This is a genomic window from Azospira restricta, from assembly GCF_016858125.1.
Classification (GTDB): domain Bacteria; phylum Pseudomonadota; class Gammaproteobacteria; order Burkholderiales; family Rhodocyclaceae; genus Proximibacter; species Proximibacter restrictus.
Window position 1 is genome coordinate 2,006,615 of record NZ_CP064781.1, and the last position, 16,069, is coordinate 2,022,683.

18 protein-coding genes are annotated in these 16,069 nt (G+C 71.9%); 1 reads left to right on the forward strand and 17 read right to left on the reverse strand.

Going from position 1 to position 16,069, the window contains the following annotated elements:
- Positions 1 to 29: 29 nt before the first annotated feature.
- Both IWH25_RS09845 and IWH25_RS09850 read right to left on the reverse strand, forming a co-directional pair.
- Positions 30 to 413: a YchJ family protein gene (locus tag IWH25_RS09845; protein ID WP_203385641.1), complete on the reverse strand. Its 384-nt coding sequence runs from the start codon at positions 411 to 413 to the stop codon at positions 30 to 32.
- On the reverse strand, positions 413 to 970 hold the full coding sequence (locus tag IWH25_RS09850; protein WP_203385642.1) for a YbhB/YbcL family Raf kinase inhibitor-like protein: 558 nt from the start codon (positions 968 to 970) through the stop codon (positions 413 to 415). Before IWH25_RS09850 ends, IWH25_RS09845 begins: the two co-directional genes overlap by 1 nt.
- Positions 971 to 1,155: 185 nt before the next feature.
- Between IWH25_RS09850 and IWH25_RS09855 the strand changes: the two genes are divergently transcribed.
- Positions 1,156 to 1,578 carry a DUF2846 domain-containing protein gene (locus IWH25_RS09855; protein ID WP_203385643.1) on the forward strand — a complete coding sequence of 141 codons (423 nt, stop codon included), beginning with the start codon at positions 1,156 to 1,158 and terminating at the stop codon, positions 1,576 to 1,578.
- A gap of 110 nt (positions 1,579 to 1,688) precedes the next feature.
- On the opposite strand, the gene IWH25_RS09860 is transcribed toward IWH25_RS09855, so the two are convergent.
- From IWH25_RS09860 to IWH25_RS09930, 15 genes are all read right to left on the reverse strand, one after another.
- Entirely contained in the window at positions 1,689 to 2,423 is a 735-nt protein-coding gene (locus IWH25_RS09860) for an SDR family oxidoreductase (protein ID WP_203385644.1), read from the reverse strand.
- A 95-nt stretch (positions 2,424 to 2,518) separates the two neighbouring features.
- Positions 2,519 to 2,890: a hypothetical protein gene (locus IWH25_RS09865; protein ID WP_203385645.1), complete on the reverse strand. Its 372-nt coding sequence runs from the start codon at positions 2,888 to 2,890 to the stop codon at positions 2,519 to 2,521.
- 24 nt (positions 2,891 to 2,914) lie between these two features.
- Positions 2,915 to 6,043: an efflux RND transporter permease subunit gene (locus tag IWH25_RS09870; RefSeq protein ID WP_203389208.1), complete on the reverse strand. Its 3,129-nt coding sequence runs from the start codon at positions 6,041 to 6,043 to the stop codon at positions 2,915 to 2,917.
- 13 nt (positions 6,044 to 6,056) lie between these two features.
- Positions 6,057 to 7,196 carry an efflux RND transporter periplasmic adaptor subunit gene (locus IWH25_RS09875; protein ID WP_203385646.1) on the reverse strand — a complete coding sequence of 380 codons (1,140 nt, stop codon included), beginning with the start codon at positions 7,194 to 7,196 and terminating at the stop codon, positions 6,057 to 6,059.
- Positions 7,193 to 7,690: a hypothetical protein gene (locus tag IWH25_RS09880; RefSeq protein ID WP_203385647.1), complete on the reverse strand. Its 498-nt coding sequence runs from the start codon at positions 7,688 to 7,690 to the stop codon at positions 7,193 to 7,195. Before IWH25_RS09880 ends, IWH25_RS09875 begins: the two co-directional genes overlap by 4 nt.
- Positions 7,687 to 8,862, reverse strand: coding sequence for a TolC family protein (locus IWH25_RS09885; RefSeq protein WP_203385648.1), 1,176 nt, complete (start codon positions 8,860 to 8,862; stop codon positions 7,687 to 7,689). The genes IWH25_RS09880 and IWH25_RS09885 overlap by 4 nt, the downstream gene beginning before the upstream one ends.
- Positions 8,863 to 9,017: 155 nt before the next feature.
- Positions 9,018 to 9,470 (reverse strand): hypothetical protein, encoded by a 453-nt coding sequence (locus IWH25_RS09890; RefSeq protein ID WP_203385649.1) that lies wholly within the window; start codon positions 9,468 to 9,470, stop codon positions 9,018 to 9,020.
- 275 nt (positions 9,471 to 9,745) lie between these two features.
- Entirely contained in the window at positions 9,746 to 10,375 is a 630-nt protein-coding gene (locus IWH25_RS09895; protein WP_203385650.1) for a methyltransferase family protein, read from the reverse strand.
- Positions 10,372 to 10,641 (reverse strand): DUF2933 domain-containing protein, encoded by a 270-nt coding sequence (locus IWH25_RS09900; protein WP_203385651.1) that lies wholly within the window; start codon positions 10,639 to 10,641, stop codon positions 10,372 to 10,374. Before IWH25_RS09900 ends, IWH25_RS09895 begins: the two co-directional genes overlap by 4 nt.
- Positions 10,642 to 10,654: 13 nt before the next feature.
- On the reverse strand, positions 10,655 to 11,107 hold the full coding sequence (locus IWH25_RS09905) for a hypothetical protein (RefSeq protein ID WP_238998856.1): 453 nt from the start codon (positions 11,105 to 11,107) through the stop codon (positions 10,655 to 10,657).
- Positions 11,104 to 11,910: a class I SAM-dependent methyltransferase gene (locus tag IWH25_RS09910; protein WP_238998857.1), complete on the reverse strand. Its 807-nt coding sequence runs from the start codon at positions 11,908 to 11,910 to the stop codon at positions 11,104 to 11,106. Before IWH25_RS09910 ends, IWH25_RS09905 begins: the two co-directional genes overlap by 4 nt.
- Positions 11,907 to 14,264, reverse strand: a complete 2,358-nt coding sequence (locus IWH25_RS09915) for a heavy metal translocating P-type ATPase (protein ID WP_203385652.1) — start codon at positions 14,262 to 14,264, stop codon at positions 11,907 to 11,909. Before IWH25_RS09915 ends, IWH25_RS09910 begins: the two co-directional genes overlap by 4 nt.
- Positions 14,265 to 14,292: 28 nt before the next feature.
- The gene (locus IWH25_RS09920; protein ID WP_238998858.1) at positions 14,293 to 15,081 is read right to left on the reverse strand and encodes an HD-GYP domain-containing protein; all 789 of its coding nucleotides are present in this window, start codon (positions 15,079 to 15,081) and stop codon (positions 14,293 to 14,295) included.
- Between the two features lie 39 nt (positions 15,082 to 15,120).
- On the reverse strand, positions 15,121 to 15,696 hold the full coding sequence (locus tag IWH25_RS09925; protein WP_203385653.1) for a hypothetical protein: 576 nt from the start codon (positions 15,694 to 15,696) through the stop codon (positions 15,121 to 15,123).
- 59 nt (positions 15,697 to 15,755) lie between these two features.
- On the reverse strand, positions 15,756 to 15,986 hold the full coding sequence (locus IWH25_RS09930) for a hypothetical protein (protein WP_203385654.1): 231 nt from the start codon (positions 15,984 to 15,986) through the stop codon (positions 15,756 to 15,758).
- Positions 15,987 to 16,069: the final 83 nt, after the last annotated feature.

Genomic DNA, 16,069 nt, shown 5'->3' on the forward strand with positions numbered 1-16,069 from the left:
GCCTTCCGCCGCCGCGGGGGCGCCGTCCGTCAGCCGGCGAAGTCGCCGTCGACGTAGTACCAGCGGCCGTCCTCGCGCAGGAAGCGGCTGGTTTCGTGCAGGCGGTGGCCGCGGCCGCCGGCGCGGTAGCGGGCGACGAACTCGACGGTCGCGCTGTCGTCGCCGGTCGCCGCGTGCCGCTTCACCTCCAGCCCGAGCCAGCGGGTCGGGGCCTCGTCGAGCGTGGCGGGGCGCGTGCGCGCGTGCCAGGTGGCGAGCAGGTAGTCGTGCAAGCCCAGCACGTAGGCGCAGTAGCGCGAGCGCATCAATGCCTCGGCGCTCGGCGCCGCCTCGCCGGCGTGCCAGCGTCCGCAGCAGCCGGCGTAGGGCTGGCCGCTACCGCAGGGGCAGACGTCGGCGGCGGCCTTGCCCATCACTTGCGGCGCCCGTAGGTGCCGGTCAGCGTCGCCTTGCCCAGGCTGTTGGCGTTGACCAGGTAGCCGGCGAGCGCCGCGGTGGCACCCGGCGGCAGCTCGAGCCGGTCGACCTTCAGCGCGTGCAGCGTGAAGTGGTAGCGGTGCGGCTTGTCGCCGACCGGCGGGCAGGGGCCGCCCCAGCCGGGGCCGCCGAAATCGGTGTTCACCTGCAGCGCCTCGGTCGGCAGCTGCGCGCCGTCGGCGCGGCCGGCGCCGGCCGGCAGCGCGCTGATGCCCGCCGGCAGGTTCACCACCACCCAGTGCCACCAGCCGCTGCCGCCGGTCGGCGCGTCCGGGTCATGCACCAGCAGCGCGAAGCTCTTCGTCCCCTTCGGCGCGTTCTTCCAGGAGAGCGCCGGCGAGACGTTGCCGCCGCGGCAGCCGAAGCCGTCGAACACCTGCGCCTCCTTGATCGTCGCGTTCGGCTTGAGGTCGGGGCTCTCCAGCGTGAAGCCGCCGGCGTGGGCGGCGCCGGCGAGGGCGGTCAAGGCCAGGGCAGTGCAAGTGCGTTTCATCGGGGGACTCCTTGCGTGGATGGGTGGCGCGATTCTAATTCGCCGGCAGGGGCTTGGCGAGCGCATATTCAATAGACATATTCCGGGCGGCCGGCTATGCTCCCGCCGCTGTCATTCCGACCGAATGGACAGCGCATCGACAAACAGACGAATCGACAAAGGGAGAGACGATGTTCAGGAAATACATGGCTGCCTCGTTGCTGGTCCTCAGCCTCGTGGGGTGCGCTTCGGTGCCGATGGGCGATACCAAGCGCGATGCGGAACTGAAGACCTTCGCCGCGAAGAAGGACGTGGCGGGGATCTACATTTATCGCAACGAATCGTTCGGCGCGGCCATCCGCATGGATGTCTCGGTCGACGGCAAGCCGCTCGGCAAGACCGCGGCGAAGACCTATTTCTACACCGAGGTCGCGCCCGGCAAGCACACGATCACTTCGGAATCGGAGAATACCGACACGCTCGAAATCGAAACCGTCGCCGGCAAGCTCTACTACGTCTGGCAGGAAGTGAAGATGGGGCTCCTCTACGCGCGCACCAAGCTGAGCCTGGTCAGCGAAGAGGAGGGCAAGAACGGGGTCATGGAGTCGCAGCTCGCCGCTTCCCGGTAAGCGGCGACGGCACGGCGGGCCGCGCTTCATTCCGGCCCCAACCCGGAGGGACGGCATCGCCGTCCCTCTTTTTTTTTGTTTCCGGCAGCGATCTCCGCCGACGCCGCGCGTCAGTCCTGCTCGCGCAGGTCGAGCACCGGCACCTCGCCGAAGCGCTCGCCGAGCAGGTGGGCGACGATGCCGGCGGCGCAGGCCGCCGGTGTCGCCAGGCTGCCGCTTTCCTTCAGCGCTTCGAACTTCTTGCGCAGCGGGAAATTCTCCTGCGCCGTGGCGCGGATTTCGGCCTGCATGTCGGTGTCGATGACGCCCGGTGCCAGGCTGCAGATGCGCACGCCGGGCGCAGCGTCGGCGGCGACGACGCGGGCGTGGTGGTCGAGCGCCGCCTTGCCGGCGCCGTAGACGCTCCAGCCGGGGATCGCGTTGCGCCCGGCGCCGCTGGAAACGTGCAGGATGCGCAGCTCGGCGGCGCTCGCCGTCGCCTTCGCCGCAGCCGCGGCGAACATCAGCGGCGCGGCGACGTTGCAGGCGATCGCGCGCGCGATCGCGTCCGGCGGCTGTGCGGCGAGCGCTCCGACCGGCGCCAGCAGGCCGGCGTTGTTGACCAGCAGCAGCCGTTCGGCGCCGGCGGCGAACCCCGCCAGCGCGTCGCCGGCCAGCCAGCCGGCGAGCGCGTCGCCGTCGGCGAGGTCGAGCGCAACTTCGGCCAGGCGGTCGGGAAATGCGGCGGCGAGCGCCGTATTGCCGCGGCGCGCGATGCCGAGGACGGCGATGTCGCGCGCCAGTAGATTGGCGGCGATGGCGGCGCCGAGGCCGCGCGAATGGCCGGTGACGATGGCCTTGATCATCGGAGGCTCCTTAAGGGTCGAGGGATGCCCGCGATGGTAGCGGAAGCGCGGCGCCGCTAACACCCGGGGGCAGCGGCGCCGGTGCTGCCGGCGGCTCAGTCGAGCGCGTAGCGCAGCGTCTTCGCCGGCTTGCCGGGCAGCTGGACGGTGGCGATGGCCTTGGCGCCCTTCGCCGCGAAGCTGCCTTGCGCCTCGAAGCGGTTGTCGCCGGCCGGCGGCAGCGCGACCTCGGTCTTCTTGCCGGCGGCGAGCAGCGTCAGCTTGGCCGTGCCGCCGGCGGTGGCCAGCGGGTTGCCGTGCTCGCGGATGTACAGCGTCAGCCGGTCCGGTTGCGCGACCAGCTCGGCCTGGAAGTCGACGGCGTCGGCGACGGCGCCGCCGTGGCGGGGTTTGGTGTGGTCGTTGTGGGCGAAGGTCGGGGCCGCGGCGAGGAGCGCGGCGACGGCGAGGGCGGCGAGGGTTTTCATCGGGTTTGTCCTTTCGGGTCGGGATTAGAAGACTTCGTGTTTTTGCCGTTCGAGCAGGCGGGCGAGCGGCTTCTCGCCGAAGGCGAGGAACAGCGCCGGCGTGACGAAGGCGTCGAGCAGCGTCGAGGAGATGAGGCCGGAGAAGATGACCACGGCCACCGGATGCAGGATCTCGGTGCCCGGTGCCTCGGCCTCGAAGAGCAGCGGCGCCAGCGCGAAGGCGGCGACCAGCGCCGTCATCAGCACCGGGGTGAGCCGTTCGAGCGAGCCGCGGATCACCAGCTTGCGGCCGAAGACCTCGCCCTCGAAGCGCGCCAGGTTGGCATAGTGCGAGAGCTTGAGGATGCCGTTGCGGGTGGCGATGCCGGCGAGCGTGATGAAGCCGATCAGCGTCGCGATGGAGAGCGGCTGGCCCGAGAGCCACAGTCCGATGACGCTGCCGATCAGCGCCAGCGGCACGTTGGCGATGACCAGCGCGGCGAGCACGCCGGAGCGGTAGCGGCTGTAGAGGACGACGAAGATCAGCCCGAGCGAGACCAGCGCGAGCACGCCGATCAGGCGCGCCGCCTCTTCCTGCGCGCGGAACTGGCCGTCGAGCGTGATGAAGTAGCCGGTCGGCAGCTTCGTCTCGGCGATCGCGCGGCGCACGTCCGCGACCACGTCCGAGAGCGGCCGCCCCTGCGCGTTCGCCGAGATGACGATGCGCCGGCGGCCGTTGTCGCGGCTGATCTGGTTCGGGCCGTCGCCTTCCTCGATGGTGGCCACGCGCGACAGCGGCACGCGGCCGTTCGGCGTCTCGATCATCAGGTTGGCCAGGCCGGCGAGGCTGCGCGCGTCCTCCGGCAGGCGCAGCACCAGCGCGAAGCGGCGCGCGCCCTCGATCACCTGGCCGACCTGCTCGCCGTCGATCAGCGTCTGCAGCTGGCGCAGCAGCGTGGTCGGGGTGACGCCGTTCTGTTCGGCGCGCGCATAGTCGATATGCACCTTGATCTGCGGCGCCAGCACCTGCTTCTCCAGCTCGAGGTCGGTGAGGCCGGGGATCGCCGCCAGGCGGTCGCGCAGCGCGGCGCCCTCGCCGCGCAAGAGGTCGAGGTCGTCGCCGACGATGCGCAGCGCGATCTGCGCGCGCACGCCGGAGAGCATGTGGTCGATGCGGTGCGAGATCGGCTGGCCGATGCTCACCGCTGCCGGCAGCGACGCCAGCCGCGCGCGCAGGTCGGCGTAGATCTCGGACGGCGGGCGGCCGAGTTTCAGGCGCATGTCGAGCTCCGAGACGTGCACGCCCTCGGCGTGCTCGTCGAGCTCGGCGCGGCCGGAGCGGCGGCCGACGTAGCTCACTTCCGGCACCTCGCGCACCAGCTTCTCGGCGAGCGCGCCGATGCGCACCGATTCGGCCAGCGTGATCCCCGGATTGAGGCGCAGGCCGACGAAGGCGGCGCCCTCGTTGAACGGCGGCAGGAAGGTGGTGGCGAAGAAGGGGACGCTCGCCGCCGCCAGCAGCGCGGCAAGCGCGGCGCCGCCGATGACGCGCGTGCGCGTCGTCAGTGCGACCTCCAGCCAGCGCCGGTAATGCCCCTTCAGCCAGGCGACGAAGCGCGTGTCGCCGTGCGCCGTGTCGCCGTGGCCGTGGCGCAGCAGGTACCAGGCGAGCACCGGCGTCAGCGTCAGCGAGACGACCAGGCTGGCCAGGATCGCGGTCAGGTAGGCGACGCCGAGCGGCACGAAGAAGCGGCCCTCCAGCCCCGGCAGCGCGAACAGCGGCACGAAGACGAGGGCGATGATCAGCGTCGACACGACGATCCCCGAGCGCACCTCGTTCGAGGCCTTGACGATCACGCGCAGCACCTGCTCCGGCTCGTCCCGGCGCCGGTTCTCGCGCAGCCGGCGGATGATGTTCTCGAGGTCGACCACCGCGTCGTCGACCAGCTCGCCGATGGCGATCGCCAGCCCGCCCAGCGTCATCGTGTTGATCGACATGCCGAAGTAGCGGAAGACCAGCGCCGCGGTGAGGATCGACACCGGGATCGCAGCCAGCGAGATCAGCGTCGCGCGCAGGTTGCCGAGGAACAGGTAGAGCACCGCGGCGACGAAGACCGAGGCGGCGGCGAGCTTCACCTCCAGGTTGAGGATGCTGGCCTCGATGAAGTCGGCCTGGCGGAAGGTGATGCGCGGCGCCGCGAGGCCGGCGGGCAGCCCGCCCTTCAGCTCATCGAGCGCCGCTTCCACCTGCCGCGTCAGCGCCACGGTGTCGGCGGCCGGCTGCTTCTGCACCGACAGGATCACCGCCGGCTCGCCGTTCAGCCCGGCATCGCCGCGCTTGATCGCCGGCGCGAAGCCGACCGCGGCGATCTGCGCGAGCAGGATCGGCTGCCCGTTCCTGGCGGTCAGCGGCAGTCGCCTGAGATCCTCGATGCGGCTGGTGCGGCCGAGGTTGCGGATCAGGTATTCGCGCGCGTTGAGTTCGAGGAAGCCGCCGCTGGTGTTGGCGGCGAAGCCGCGCAGCGCGCCCTCGACCTGCTCGAGCGTGATCCCCAGTTCCGCCATGCGCGCGGTGTCGGGCTGCACCTGGAACTGGCGCACCTCGCCGCCGATCGGCACCACCTGTGCGACGCCGGGGATGTTGAGCAGGCGCGGGCGCAGCACCCAGTCGGCGTACTCGCGCGCCGCCATCGCGCGACGGCGCGCTTCTTCCGGCAGCGCCTCGGCCGGTACCTCGATCGGGATGCCGATCATCAGGATCTCGCCCATGATCGACGCCACCGGCCCCATGTGCGGCACGACGCCGGCCGGCAGCTGCGACTGCACCAGCGTCAGGCGCTCGGCGATCATCTGCCGGGCGCGGTAGATCTCGACGTTCCAGTCGAACTGGACATAGACGATGGACAGGCCGGCGGAGGAGACCGAGCGCACCGCGGCGACGCCGGGCATGCCGTTCATCGCCGTCTCGACCGGGTAGGTGACCAGCGCCTCGACCTCCTCCGGCGCCATGCCGCCGGCTTCGGTCATCAGCGTCACGGTCGGCTTGTTGAGGTCGGGGAAGACATCGACCGGCGTCTTCTGTACCACCAGCGCCCCGTAGAGGACGAGCACGACGGCCACCGCCAGCACCAGCAGGCGCTGCGCCAGGCTCTTGTCGACGATTGTCGCGAACAGGCTCATGGCGTCCTCACCGTACCTGATTGACCAGCGCCGCGCCCTGCACGACGACGCGCTCGCCCGCCTGCAGACCGCCGACGACGGCGACGCGGCTGCCGTCGAGCGGCTGCGTGCGCACCGGGCGCGGGCTGAAGCGCTCGGCGGCGTTCTTCACCCAGACGATCTCCTGGTTGGCGGCGTTCTTCACCACCGCCGCCGTCGGCAGCGGCACGCCCTTCACCTGCGAGCGCGTCTGCGCGATCACCTTCAGCGGCTGGTTCAGCGCCAGCGTCGCGTTGCCGCCCTCGACGCGGAACAGCAGCGGGATCGCCTGCTCGCGCAGCGAACGGCCGGCGCCGACGAAGGCGAGCAGCACGTCCTGGCCGGGGCCGGCGCTGCCGTAGGCGCCGGCGATGTCGGCGGCGAGCCGCGGCTCGTAGCTGAGCGCCTCGACGCGCAGGTTGGCGGGATCGACGATCTCGAACAGCAGCTCGCGCGCCTCGACCACCTGGCCGGCGACGACGCTGGCGGCGGCGACGACGCCGGACACCGGTGCGCGCAGGTCCTCGTGGTGGCGCAGGCTCTGCCCGATCGCCGCGAGGCGTTCGCGCAGGCTCTGCACGTCGGCCTCGGCGGCGTCGAGCTCCTTGCGCGCGACGGTCGCCTCCAGTTCCTTCAGCCGCGCCAGCCGGCGCTCGGCGACGCCGAGCGAGGCGCGCAGATCGGCCGCCTGTGCGGTCTGGCCGCCCAGTTCCAGCGGCGATACCGCCGGGTGCACGCGGGCCAGCAGCTCGCCCTTCCTCACTGCCTGCCCGAGCGCCGGGATGCCGCCGGCCGGCGCCTCGACGCGGCCGCCGATCATCGACTGCACGCGGCCGCCGCTGCCCGGATCGAGCACCACCTTGCCGGTCAGCTCGACCGACACCGGCTGCTCGCCGGCCGCGGTCAGCTGCGTGCGCAGCGCCAGCTGCCGCTGCGTCAGCTTGGGCAGGAAGACGCTGCCGTCGGCGAGGCGCTGCGGGCCGTCGCCGCGGGTCGCCGGCGGCGGCGTCTCGTCCTTGTGCGCGTGGCCCTCGTGCGCGGCCGCGGGCAGGACGGCGAGCAGCAGGGCGAGCGCCGCGGTGGCAGCGCGCGGGCGGCGGTTCGGTTGCGGGTTCGGATTCGGGTTCATGCGTGTTCTCCGGATGCGCGGCGACGGCGCAGGAAGGCGTAGGCGGCGGCCGCCAGCGCGATCAGCGCGCCGCCGGCGAGGAGGCCGCTGCGGGAGGGGGCCGCGATCGCCGGCGCGGCGGCGGCCGGCGCGACGACGAAATCGGTGGCGAGCAGGTCGCTGTCGCTGCCGGCGGTGACGGTGATCGCCAGCGGGTAGTTGGCGGCGGCGGCGAACGGCGCCGCGTCGACCGTGTAGGTGCCGTCGGGCTGTGCCGCGGCGACCAGCTGGCGGCCGTTGCTGTCGATCTCGATGCGGGCGCCGGCGACCGGCTCGTTGCTAGCCCAGCGGTCGAGGGTCAGCGTCAGGCGGCCGTCCTTGAGGCGGCCGACCAGTTCGAACAGCTCGCTGCTCGCTTCGAACGACGGGTGGGCGGCTTCGGCGGCGTGCGCAGCCGGCGCGGCGAAGGCGATCAGGAAGGCGGATGCGGTGAGCAGGCGTCGGGTTGACGTCATGGCAGGACTCCAATGGCCTGGTTGTAGCGGGAGACGGCGCGCGCCGCCTCGATGCGGGCGCGCGCGGCGGCGAGTTCGGCGTCGAAGCTGTCGGCTTCGATGCGCAGGCGCTGCGGCAGGTCGATGTTGCCGAGCGCGAAGGCGCGCGCGTATTCGCGCTGCGTCTCGGCGGCGAGCGTGCGCCGCAGCTCGGCGCGCTCGGCGGCTTCGGCGGTGCGCGCCAGCTCGCGCCCGGCAGCGTCGCGTTCAGCGTCGACCTGCGCCTGCGCGTAGGGCAGCTGGCTTTCCGCCTCGATCAGCTCGGCGTTGGCGGCGGCGACCTTCGGCCGGTTGCGCGCGTCGGTGGCGAGCGGGATGCGGAGCTCGACGCTGGCCGAGCTTTCCCAGCCGGCGCCTTCGAGCGGGCGCTCGCGGCGCAGGCCGAAGGCCAGCTCCGGCAGGTCGCGCACGTTGCGGCTGGCGATCTGCAGGCGGGCGCGGGCAGCGGCGACGGCGCGCTCCAGCGGCGCCAGGCGCGGATGCGCCGCGGTGGCGTCGGCGCTGCGCTTGGTTTCGTCCATGCCGCCCGGCGCCGGCAGTTCGGCGAGCCCGGTGAGCGCGAGGAAGGCGCGTGCGGTGCGGTGCGCGCGCACGTCGGCCTCGGCCAGTGCGGCCTCGGCGCTAGCCTCGGCGCCGCGCGCCTGGTTCAGGTCGATGCGCGGCAGGTCGCCGGCGCGGATGCGGCGGTCCACATCGGCGACCAGCTGGCGGGCGGCATCGGCGTGGCGGGCGGCCTGCTCGCGCTCGTTGGCGGCGAGCCGGTACTGCCACCACGCTTCGCGCACCTCGCCGGCGAGGCGCCAGCGGGCCTCGTCGACCAGTGCGACGAAGGATTCGCGCTCGCGCTCGATCAGCGCCAGCGTGCGCGCCTGGTAGCCGGGGAGCCACAGCGGCAGCGTGATGCCGGCCTCCCATTCGGACAGGCCGGTGTCGCGCTGCAGCCGGTTGTTGCGGTTGGACAATGTCGCCGCCGGTGCGCCCGAGAGCAGGCTGTCGGTGGCATCGCGGCGGGCGGCGAATTCATCCTGGCGCGCGGCGAGCGTGCGCGCCGCGGGCTGGCGTGCCCAGGCGGCGTCGGCGGCGTCGCGCAGCGTCTGTGCGTCGGCGGCCGGCGCCAGCAGGGCGAGGGTCAAGAAAGTGAATGCGAACGATCGCATCGGATTCTCCTGGAATGCGTAAACGGCATGCGGAAAATCCGGCGGTGCGCGCGACGGCGCGGCGCCCATGGGGGCGCCGGCGGCCGTCGGGGCCAGCGGCTATCAGTGGGGCTGGAGGGCGCTCCGCCGGGTCAGGCGGAGCCGCCCCATTTGGGCCGTTCGGGACGGGAAACCGGCGGCGTTGCCGGAGGGGTGACGGGGAGCGACGACAGCGATTCTTCCGTCGGCAGCATCGCCGGCTCGCTGCTCGCCGTCGGCAGCGCGCTGCAATGGCCGGCACCGCAATCGTGGCCGTGCGTATGATCGCCGGAGATGCCGGCAGGGCCGGCTTCGCCAGGGGCGGCAGCGTGCTCATGGCCGCCATCGGCATCCGCGTGCGCATGCGCGTGCTGGTGCAGTTCGCCGCCGGCAGCGGTCAGCACCGCGGCGAGCGGTGCCTGCAGCGGCAGCATCAGCATCAGCAGGATGGCAAGAAGGCGTTTCATCGATGGTGCGCAGAAGGGCGGGTGAACATTGCAGTGCGGATTGTACGCGATGCACGCCAGGGGCATGCGTTTCGGGAACGATTTTTTGCAGTGGCGCATGTCGGTCCTAGGGCGTGTTCTCATTCAATTCATGGGCGCGATGCTGTCGTCGCGGGATGCAGCGCAAGGCGCGTCGGCGCTGCCTGGCTGATGCCAGGCAAGCCGAGGCAACGCCGCGATGCGCCCGCGGCGGCAGCGTCCCGGAGGGTTGTCCCGAGCCGGTGGCGCCCGCTTCGTTGCTCGGCTTGCCCGCACGCCAGTGCGGGCAAGCCGAGCACCTCGCGCTCACCACCGGCTCGGGGCAACGCGCTCCACGAATTGAATGAGAACACGCCCTAGCGGAAGCGCGGCCACCAGCCGGGCACGTCGTTCATGTAGGCGCGGTAGGCGTCGCCGTGTTCGGCCAGTGCCTGACGCTCTTCCCGCTGCGCCAGCCGGACGTAGGTGAAGACGAGGACCGGGAACATCGCCAGCGTGACCAGCGTCGGCCACTGCAGCAGGAAGCCAAGCATGACCAGCATGAAGGCTGCGTACTGCGGGTGGCGGATGCGCGCGTAGGGGCCGGTGCGCGCTAGCGCGCCGCGCTGCTGCGCTTCGTAGAGCACCGGCCAGGCCTTCGCCAGCAGCCAGAAGCCGCCGATGATGAGAGCGTTCGACAGCAGGTGGAAGGGGCCGAAGTGCGGGTTCGCCTTCCAGCCGAAGAGGATCTCGAGCAGGTGGCCGGCGTCGTGCGACAGGAAGTCGACGCCCGGCACGCGCTCGGCGAGCCAGCCGGAGAGCAGGTAGATGGTCAGCGGAAAGCCGTACATCTCGGTGAACAGCGCGACGACGAAGGCCGAGAACAGGCCCAGCGTGCGCCAGTCCTGGCGCGACTGCGGCTTGAAGAAGCTGGCGGCGAAGAGGATGAAGATCGCCGAGTTGATCGCCACCAGCGACCACAGGCCGTAGGCCGGGGAGTCGTTCATGGCTCGCCTCCGTCGTCGTCGCGTCGCCGGTGTTGGCGGTGCCCGGCATGGCCTGCGTGTCCGCCGTGGCCGTGGTGGTGGAAGAGGTGCATCAGCGGGCAGGCGGCCAGCAGCAGGTAGGGCAGGATGCCGAACAGGTGCGCGCGGTGCTCGGTCAGCAGAAAGAAGATGGCGACCGCGGCGAAGCCGATGAATACCCACTTCCCGCGCGCCGCGGGGGGGGCGCGGCGCACCTCCGGCGGCGGCTGCTCCGGCGTTCTTTCCATGGCCATCCTTCGCTTACCGCCGGTAGTCGAACAGCGCTTCGAGCGGCCGCTCGCGGCCGGGCAGGTGCGCCTCGATGGCGATCCGGTACGGGCCGCGTCCCTTCAGCGTGACGTAGTTGCCGTAGCTCATCGCGTCGGCGACCGGCATCGCTTCGAGCGTGACGCGGCGGCCGGCCATGCCCAGCTCGCCGACCGTCGCCTCGACCTTGGCATCGTTGATGCGCTGCCCGTCGGCGCCGACCAGCGCGACGACCAGGTGGTAGCGGTCCTTGCCGGACGGCGCGCCGCGGTGCATCGATTTCTCGGGGTGCGGCGCCGGATGCTCGCCGGCGATCGCCGCCGGCATGATGCCGTAATAGACGTCGATGCCGCCGACGCGCTTGTGCTGGTTGCGGTCGGCGGCGCCGGCCGCGGCGGCGACGAACAGCGCGAGCGCGGGAATGAGGGTGACGAGCCAGCGTTTCATGATGCACCTCCTTTGTCGGCAGTCCAGAAACTCAGCAGCTGCAGCCAGCGGCCGTGCCGCACCACCGGCGCGAAACCGGCGCGGGCGAGGAAGCCGGGAATCTCGCCGCGCAGGTTGCTGGCGGTCATCGGCCAGGCGAGCAGCGGGAAGAACAGCAGCCACCACAGCGGGTTGGCCGGGCGGTCGAGGTCGACGACGACCAGCCGGCCGCCGGGCCGGAGCACGCGGAACACCTCGCGCAGGCCGGCGTCCTTGGTCGCCGGCGGCAGGTGGTGCAGCATCGCGCTGGCGAAGGCGACGTCGAAACTGGCGTCGGCGAACGGCAGATCCTCGATCACCGCCAGCCGGAATTGTGCGCCGGCCTCGGCCTTCTGCCGCGCCACGGCGATCATCTCCGGCGCCGGGTCGATGCCGACCGCGGCGCCCTGCGGGCCGACCGCCGCCGCCGCGAGCCGCGTCAGCACGCCGGTGCCGCAGCCGACTTCGAGCACCTTCATGCCCGGCCGGAGCTTGGCGAGCGCGATCGTCGCCGCACGGAATTTCGGGCCGAGGCCGAGCTTCGGGCAGTACCAGTCGTAGATCGGCGCCGCCCAGCCGAGCGGCATGCCGTGTGTGTCCGGCACCGGCTCGCCCGGGTAGTGCGGGCTGCGGCGCAGCACGACGGCGCCCCACAGCAGCAGCGCCGGGCACACCAGCAGCAACGCGACGACGATAGCCGAGGCCGGCGTCAGCCCCCAGCGCCAGAGGATGCCGGCGGCGAGCGCAAGGACCAGCGGCGGGCACAGCCACAGCCAGCGGTTCATGATTGTCCTCCCAGCCGCGCGCGTTTCAGCAGCGCCGAATTGACCACCACCGACAAGGAGGAGAGGGCCATCGCCGCGGCGGCGATGATCGGGTTGAGCAGGCCGAAGGCGGCGACCGGCAGGCCGACGGTGTTGTAGATGAAGGCCCAGAACAGGTTCTGCTTGATCTTCCGCATCGTCGCGCGCGACAGGCGGATCGCGGTGACCACGTCGCCGACGTCGTCGCGGATCAGGATGATGCCGCCGGTTTCCTTGGCGACGTCGGAGCCGGAGCCGATGGCGATGCCGATGTCGGCGGTGGCCAGCGCCGGCGCGTCGTTGACGCCGTCGCCGACCATCGCCACGCACTGGCCCTGCGCCTTCAGCCCGGCGATCGTCTGCGCCTTCGTTTCCGGCAGCACCTCGGCGATCACCTCGCTGATGCCGAGCGTTCTGGCGATCGTGTCGGCGGTGCGGCGGTTGTCGCCGGTGAGCATGACCACGCGCACGCCTTCGCCGGTGAGCGCGGCGACCGCGGCGGCGGCCTCCGGCTTCAGCGTGTCGGCGACGGCGACGATGCCGGCGAGCGCGCCGTCGACGGCGACCAGCATCGCCGTCTTCCCCTCCGCCTCACAGCGTGCCAGCGCCGCTTCGGCCGGCGCGGTATCGAGGCCGGCGCCGGCCAGCAGCCGGCGGTTGCCGAGCAGCACCGCATGCCCGTCGACCTCGCCCTTGACGCCCTGGCCGGGGATGGCGACGAAGTCGCTGGCTGCCGGCAGCGCGATGCCGCGGTGCCGCGCGCCGCGCACGATCGCTTCGCCGAGCGGGTGCTCGGAGCCGGCTTCGAGCGCGGCGGCGAGCCGCAGCAGTTCGTCCTCGGGCAGTGCGCCGAAGGCGACGAGGTCGGTCAGCGCCGGCTCGCCGCGCGTCAGCGTGCCGGTCTTGTCGAAGACGACGGTGGTCAGCGCCTCGGCGCGTTCGAGCACCTCGCCGCCGCGGATCAGGATGCCGGCCTCGGCGCCCTTGCCGACGCCGACCATCAGCGCCGCCGGCGTCGCGATGCCGAGCGCGCACGGGCAGGCGATGATGAGCACGGCGATGAAGGCGAGCAGCCCCTGCGGGAAGTTGCCGAGTGCCCACCAGCCGAGAAAGGCGGCGACCGCGATGGCGACCACCGCCGGTACGAAGTAGCCGGTGACGCGGTCGGCGAGGCGCTGGATCTGCGCCGAGCTGGCCTGCGCGTCCTCGACCAGCTTGATGATCTGCGCCAGCGCGGTGTCGGCACCGACCTTGGTGGCGCGGAAAGCGAAGGCGCCGCTGCGGTTCAGCGTGCCGCCGATCACCGCGCTGCCGGGCGCCTTGTCGACCGGCATCGACTCGCCGGTGAGCATCGACTCGTCGACCGCCGAGCGGCCGTCGGTCACCTCACCGTCGGTCGCGATCTTCTCGCCCGGGCGCACCCGCACCGTCTCGCCGACCATCACCGATTCGGCCGGCACCTCCATCTCGACGCCGTCGCGGACGACGTGCGCGGTCGCCGGCTTCAGGTCGAGCAGCTTCCTGACCGCCGCGGAGGAGCGCTTCTTGATCAGCTCCTCCATGTAGCGGCCGAGCAGCACGAAGGCGATGATCACCGCCGATACCTCGAAATAGACGTCGCGCTCCTCGACCTTGACCGGCAGCACCTCGGGGAAGAACAGCACGGCGACGCTGTACAGGTAGGCGACCGTCGTGCCGAGCGCGATCAGGAAGTCCATGTTGATGCGCCGCGCGCGCACCGCCGTCCAGGCGCCCGTATAGAAGCTCCAGCCGCCGATGAACTGTACCGGCGTGACCAGCAGGAACAGCCACATGCCCCAGGTGAACCACGGCAGCGCCGGGATCGGCGCCCAGGTGACGAGGGTGGCGCCGGTGGCCAGCGCCAGGAAGGCACCGGCACGCAGCGCGGCGAGCGCGAGCACGCCGGTGAGCGCGATGGCGACGCGCGTACGCATCGATTTCAGCTCGGCCTCCGGCGCCTCGAAGGTGCGCTGGCAACCGACGCTGCAGAAATAGTAGCTGCGGCCGGCGCGCTCGGTCTTCAGCGCGGTGGCCTTGTCGACGACCATGCCGCAGATCGGGTCCTTGGCCATTTCCTTGCCGGCCGGGGGCGCGACGGGCATCGCCGCCGGCACGGCGGTGTGGACGTGCGCGGCGCCATGGGCGTGGTGATGCGCATGCGCCGGCGCCGGCTGGCCGGCATAGGCCGCCGGGTCGACCTGGAACTTCGCCAGGCAATGGGGCGAGCAGAAGTGGTAGTGCTGCCCGGCGAACTCGGCGTGGCCGGCCGCCGTGCGCTCGTCGACCTGCATGCCGCAGACGGGATCGGTGCTCATCTTCTTCTCCCCCTTCCGTTCGTGCTGCCTACGGGGCGCCGCCGGGCAGCGCGACGGCGCTGCACTTCAGCGTGACCATCTCGCGCAGCGTCGCCTCCTCGGCGAGAAAGGCGTCGACCGCCAGCGGGTCGAACTGCGTGCCGGCGAGGCGGACGATTTCCCGCTGCGCCGCGTCGAACGGCAGCGCCTTGCGATAGCTGCGGTCGGAGGTCATCGCGTCGAGCGTGTCGATCACGGCGAACAGGCGCGCGCCGAGCGCTATCTCGTCGCCCTTCAGCCCGCGCGGGTAGCCGCCGCCGTCGAAACGCTCCTCGTGGCAGCGCACCAGTTCGGCCGCCGCCGTCATCTCCGGCAGCCTGGCGACGATCTGCCAGCCGCAGTCGACATGGCTGCGCATCACCGTCCACTCCGCATCGCTCAGCCGGTCCTCCTTGAGCAGGATGGCGTCGGGAACGCCGATCTTGCCGATGTCGTGCAGCAGCGCGCCCCAGTAGATCTGGCGCAGCGCCGCCGGCTCGGCGACCAGGCGGCGCGCCAGCACCTGCGTGTGGCAGGCGACGCGCCGCGAATGCAGGCCGGTTTCGTGCTCGCGCAGATCCAGCGTTTCGGTCAGCGCCTCGACGAAGCGCGCGTAGAGCTGCTCCGTTGCCGCCGCCGTCGGCGCCGGCAAGCGGCGGTCGAGCAGGCAGGCTTCGCAGCAGTAGCCGTCCGCTTCGGCGATGTAGCGCCGCGACGCCGAGCGCGTGCCGCAGCAGGCGCATGCGGCGCCCGTCGCGACGGCAGTGCGGTTGTCGGCAAGGCCTACCATGCTGCGCATCTCCCTTCGCCGCGCACGATGCCCCGGCGCCGTCGCCGGCTAGCGGGGCGCGGCGCCTTCCTGCATGGCCTGATGCTGGAGCATCTGCTCCATCATCATCTGCATCATGTCCATGCGCATTTCCATCATGCCGGCGCCGCTGCCCATCATCGGGCAATCCATCATCATCATGCCGCCGCCGGCACCGCCGCCGGCCGGGCCCGGGGCTTCGCCCATGCCGCCCCGGCCGGCGCCCATGCCCATCATCATGCCGCCGCCCATGCCGCCCATCTCGCGCATCATGTCCATGGCGTCGGTCATCGCCTGCATGTGCTCGTGCATGAGCTGCTGCCGTTCGGCGGGGTCGGTCGCTTTCCGGGCGCGGGCCATCAGGTCCTGCGCCTTGTTCAGCTGCTCCTTCGCCTTTGCCGCCTGCGGCGGTACCGCGGCGGGCTTCGCTGCCGGCTTGGCGGCCGGCTTGGCGGCGGGTTTGGGCACGGCCTTGTCGGCGGGCTTCTGCTCGGCCGGCTTGGCGGCCGGCGCGGCCTGGTCGGGGTGGTGGGCGTCCACGGCGAACGCCGGCGCCGCCAGCAACGCCAGCGCCACGGCGGGGAGCAGGCAATCGATGCGTTTCATGGTGTGACCTCCTGTCTCGGCACGGGCGGGCGGCAGCCGCCGGCGTGGGAAATGGCGCGCTACTGCTTGCCGTCGCGCGGATGGAGATGGAGCGCGCGGTTCTTTCTCGGGTCGGGCTTCGCCGGGTCCGCGGCGGCGCGCTTCTGCGGCACGCCGGTCTTCTCCTCGACGTGGGAGTGCATCTTGGCGGGCGCGGCTTCGGTCCTGGCGGGCTTGTCCGCCTCGGCGGCGAAGCCCGGCAGCGCGAAGGCGGCGGCGAGAAGGGCAGTGGCGACGAATGTCGGTTTCATGGCGGAACCTCCGTGAGCGGGTGGAAGACTTTCTGCGGCCGTTGCACCCAAGATAGATGCCAAGCGCTGTCGTCGCCATGACC

Coding starts and splice junctions, on each gene's coding strand:
- IWH25_RS09845 (WP_203385641.1), bottom strand. CDS start 413: ATGGGCAAGGCCGCCGCCGACGTCTGCCCCTGCGGTAGCGGCCAGCCC.
- IWH25_RS09850 (WP_203385642.1), bottom strand. CDS start 970: ATGAAACGCACTTGCACTGCCCTGGCCTTGACCGCCCTCGCCGGCGCC.
- IWH25_RS09855 (WP_203385643.1), top strand. CDS start 1,156: ATGGCTGCCTCGTTGCTGGTCCTCAGCCTCGTGGGGTGCGCTTCGGTG.
- IWH25_RS09860 (WP_203385644.1), bottom strand. CDS start 2,423: ATGATCAAGGCCATCGTCACCGGCCATTCGCGCGGCCTCGGCGCCGCC.
- IWH25_RS09865 (WP_203385645.1), bottom strand. CDS start 2,890: ATGAAAACCCTCGCCGCCCTCGCCGTCGCCGCGCTCCTCGCCGCGGCC.
- IWH25_RS09875 (WP_203385646.1), bottom strand. CDS start 7,196: ATGAACCCGAATCCGAACCCGCAACCGAACCGCCGCCCGCGCGCTGCC.
- IWH25_RS09880 (WP_203385647.1), bottom strand. CDS start 7,690: ATGACGTCAACCCGACGCCTGCTCACCGCATCCGCCTTCCTGATCGCC.
- IWH25_RS09890 (WP_203385649.1), bottom strand. CDS start 9,470: ATGCGCCACTGCAAAAAATCGTTCCCGAAACGCATGCCCCTGGCGTGC.
- IWH25_RS09895 (WP_203385650.1), bottom strand. CDS start 10,375: ATGAACGACTCCCCGGCCTACGGCCTGTGGTCGCTGGTGGCGATCAAC.
- IWH25_RS09900 (WP_203385651.1), bottom strand. CDS start 10,641: ATGGAAAGAACGCCGGAGCAGCCGCCGCCGGAGGTGCGCCGCGCCCCC.
- IWH25_RS09905 (WP_238998856.1), bottom strand. CDS start 11,107: ATGAAACGCTGGCTCGTCACCCTCATTCCCGCGCTCGCGCTGTTCGTC.
- IWH25_RS09910 (WP_238998857.1), bottom strand. CDS start 11,910: ATGAACCGCTGGCTGTGGCTGTGCCCGCCGCTGGTCCTTGCGCTCGCC.
- IWH25_RS09915 (WP_203385652.1), bottom strand. CDS start 14,264: ATGAGCACCGATCCCGTCTGCGGCATGCAGGTCGACGAGCGCACGGCG.
- IWH25_RS09920 (WP_238998858.1), bottom strand. CDS start 15,081: ATGCGCAGCATGGTAGGCCTTGCCGACAACCGCACTGCCGTCGCGACG.
- IWH25_RS09925 (WP_203385653.1), bottom strand. CDS start 15,696: ATGAAACGCATCGATTGCCTGCTCCCCGCCGTGGCGCTGGCGTTGCTG.
- IWH25_RS09930 (WP_203385654.1), bottom strand. CDS start 15,986: ATGAAACCGACATTCGTCGCCACTGCCCTTCTCGCCGCCGCCTTCGCG.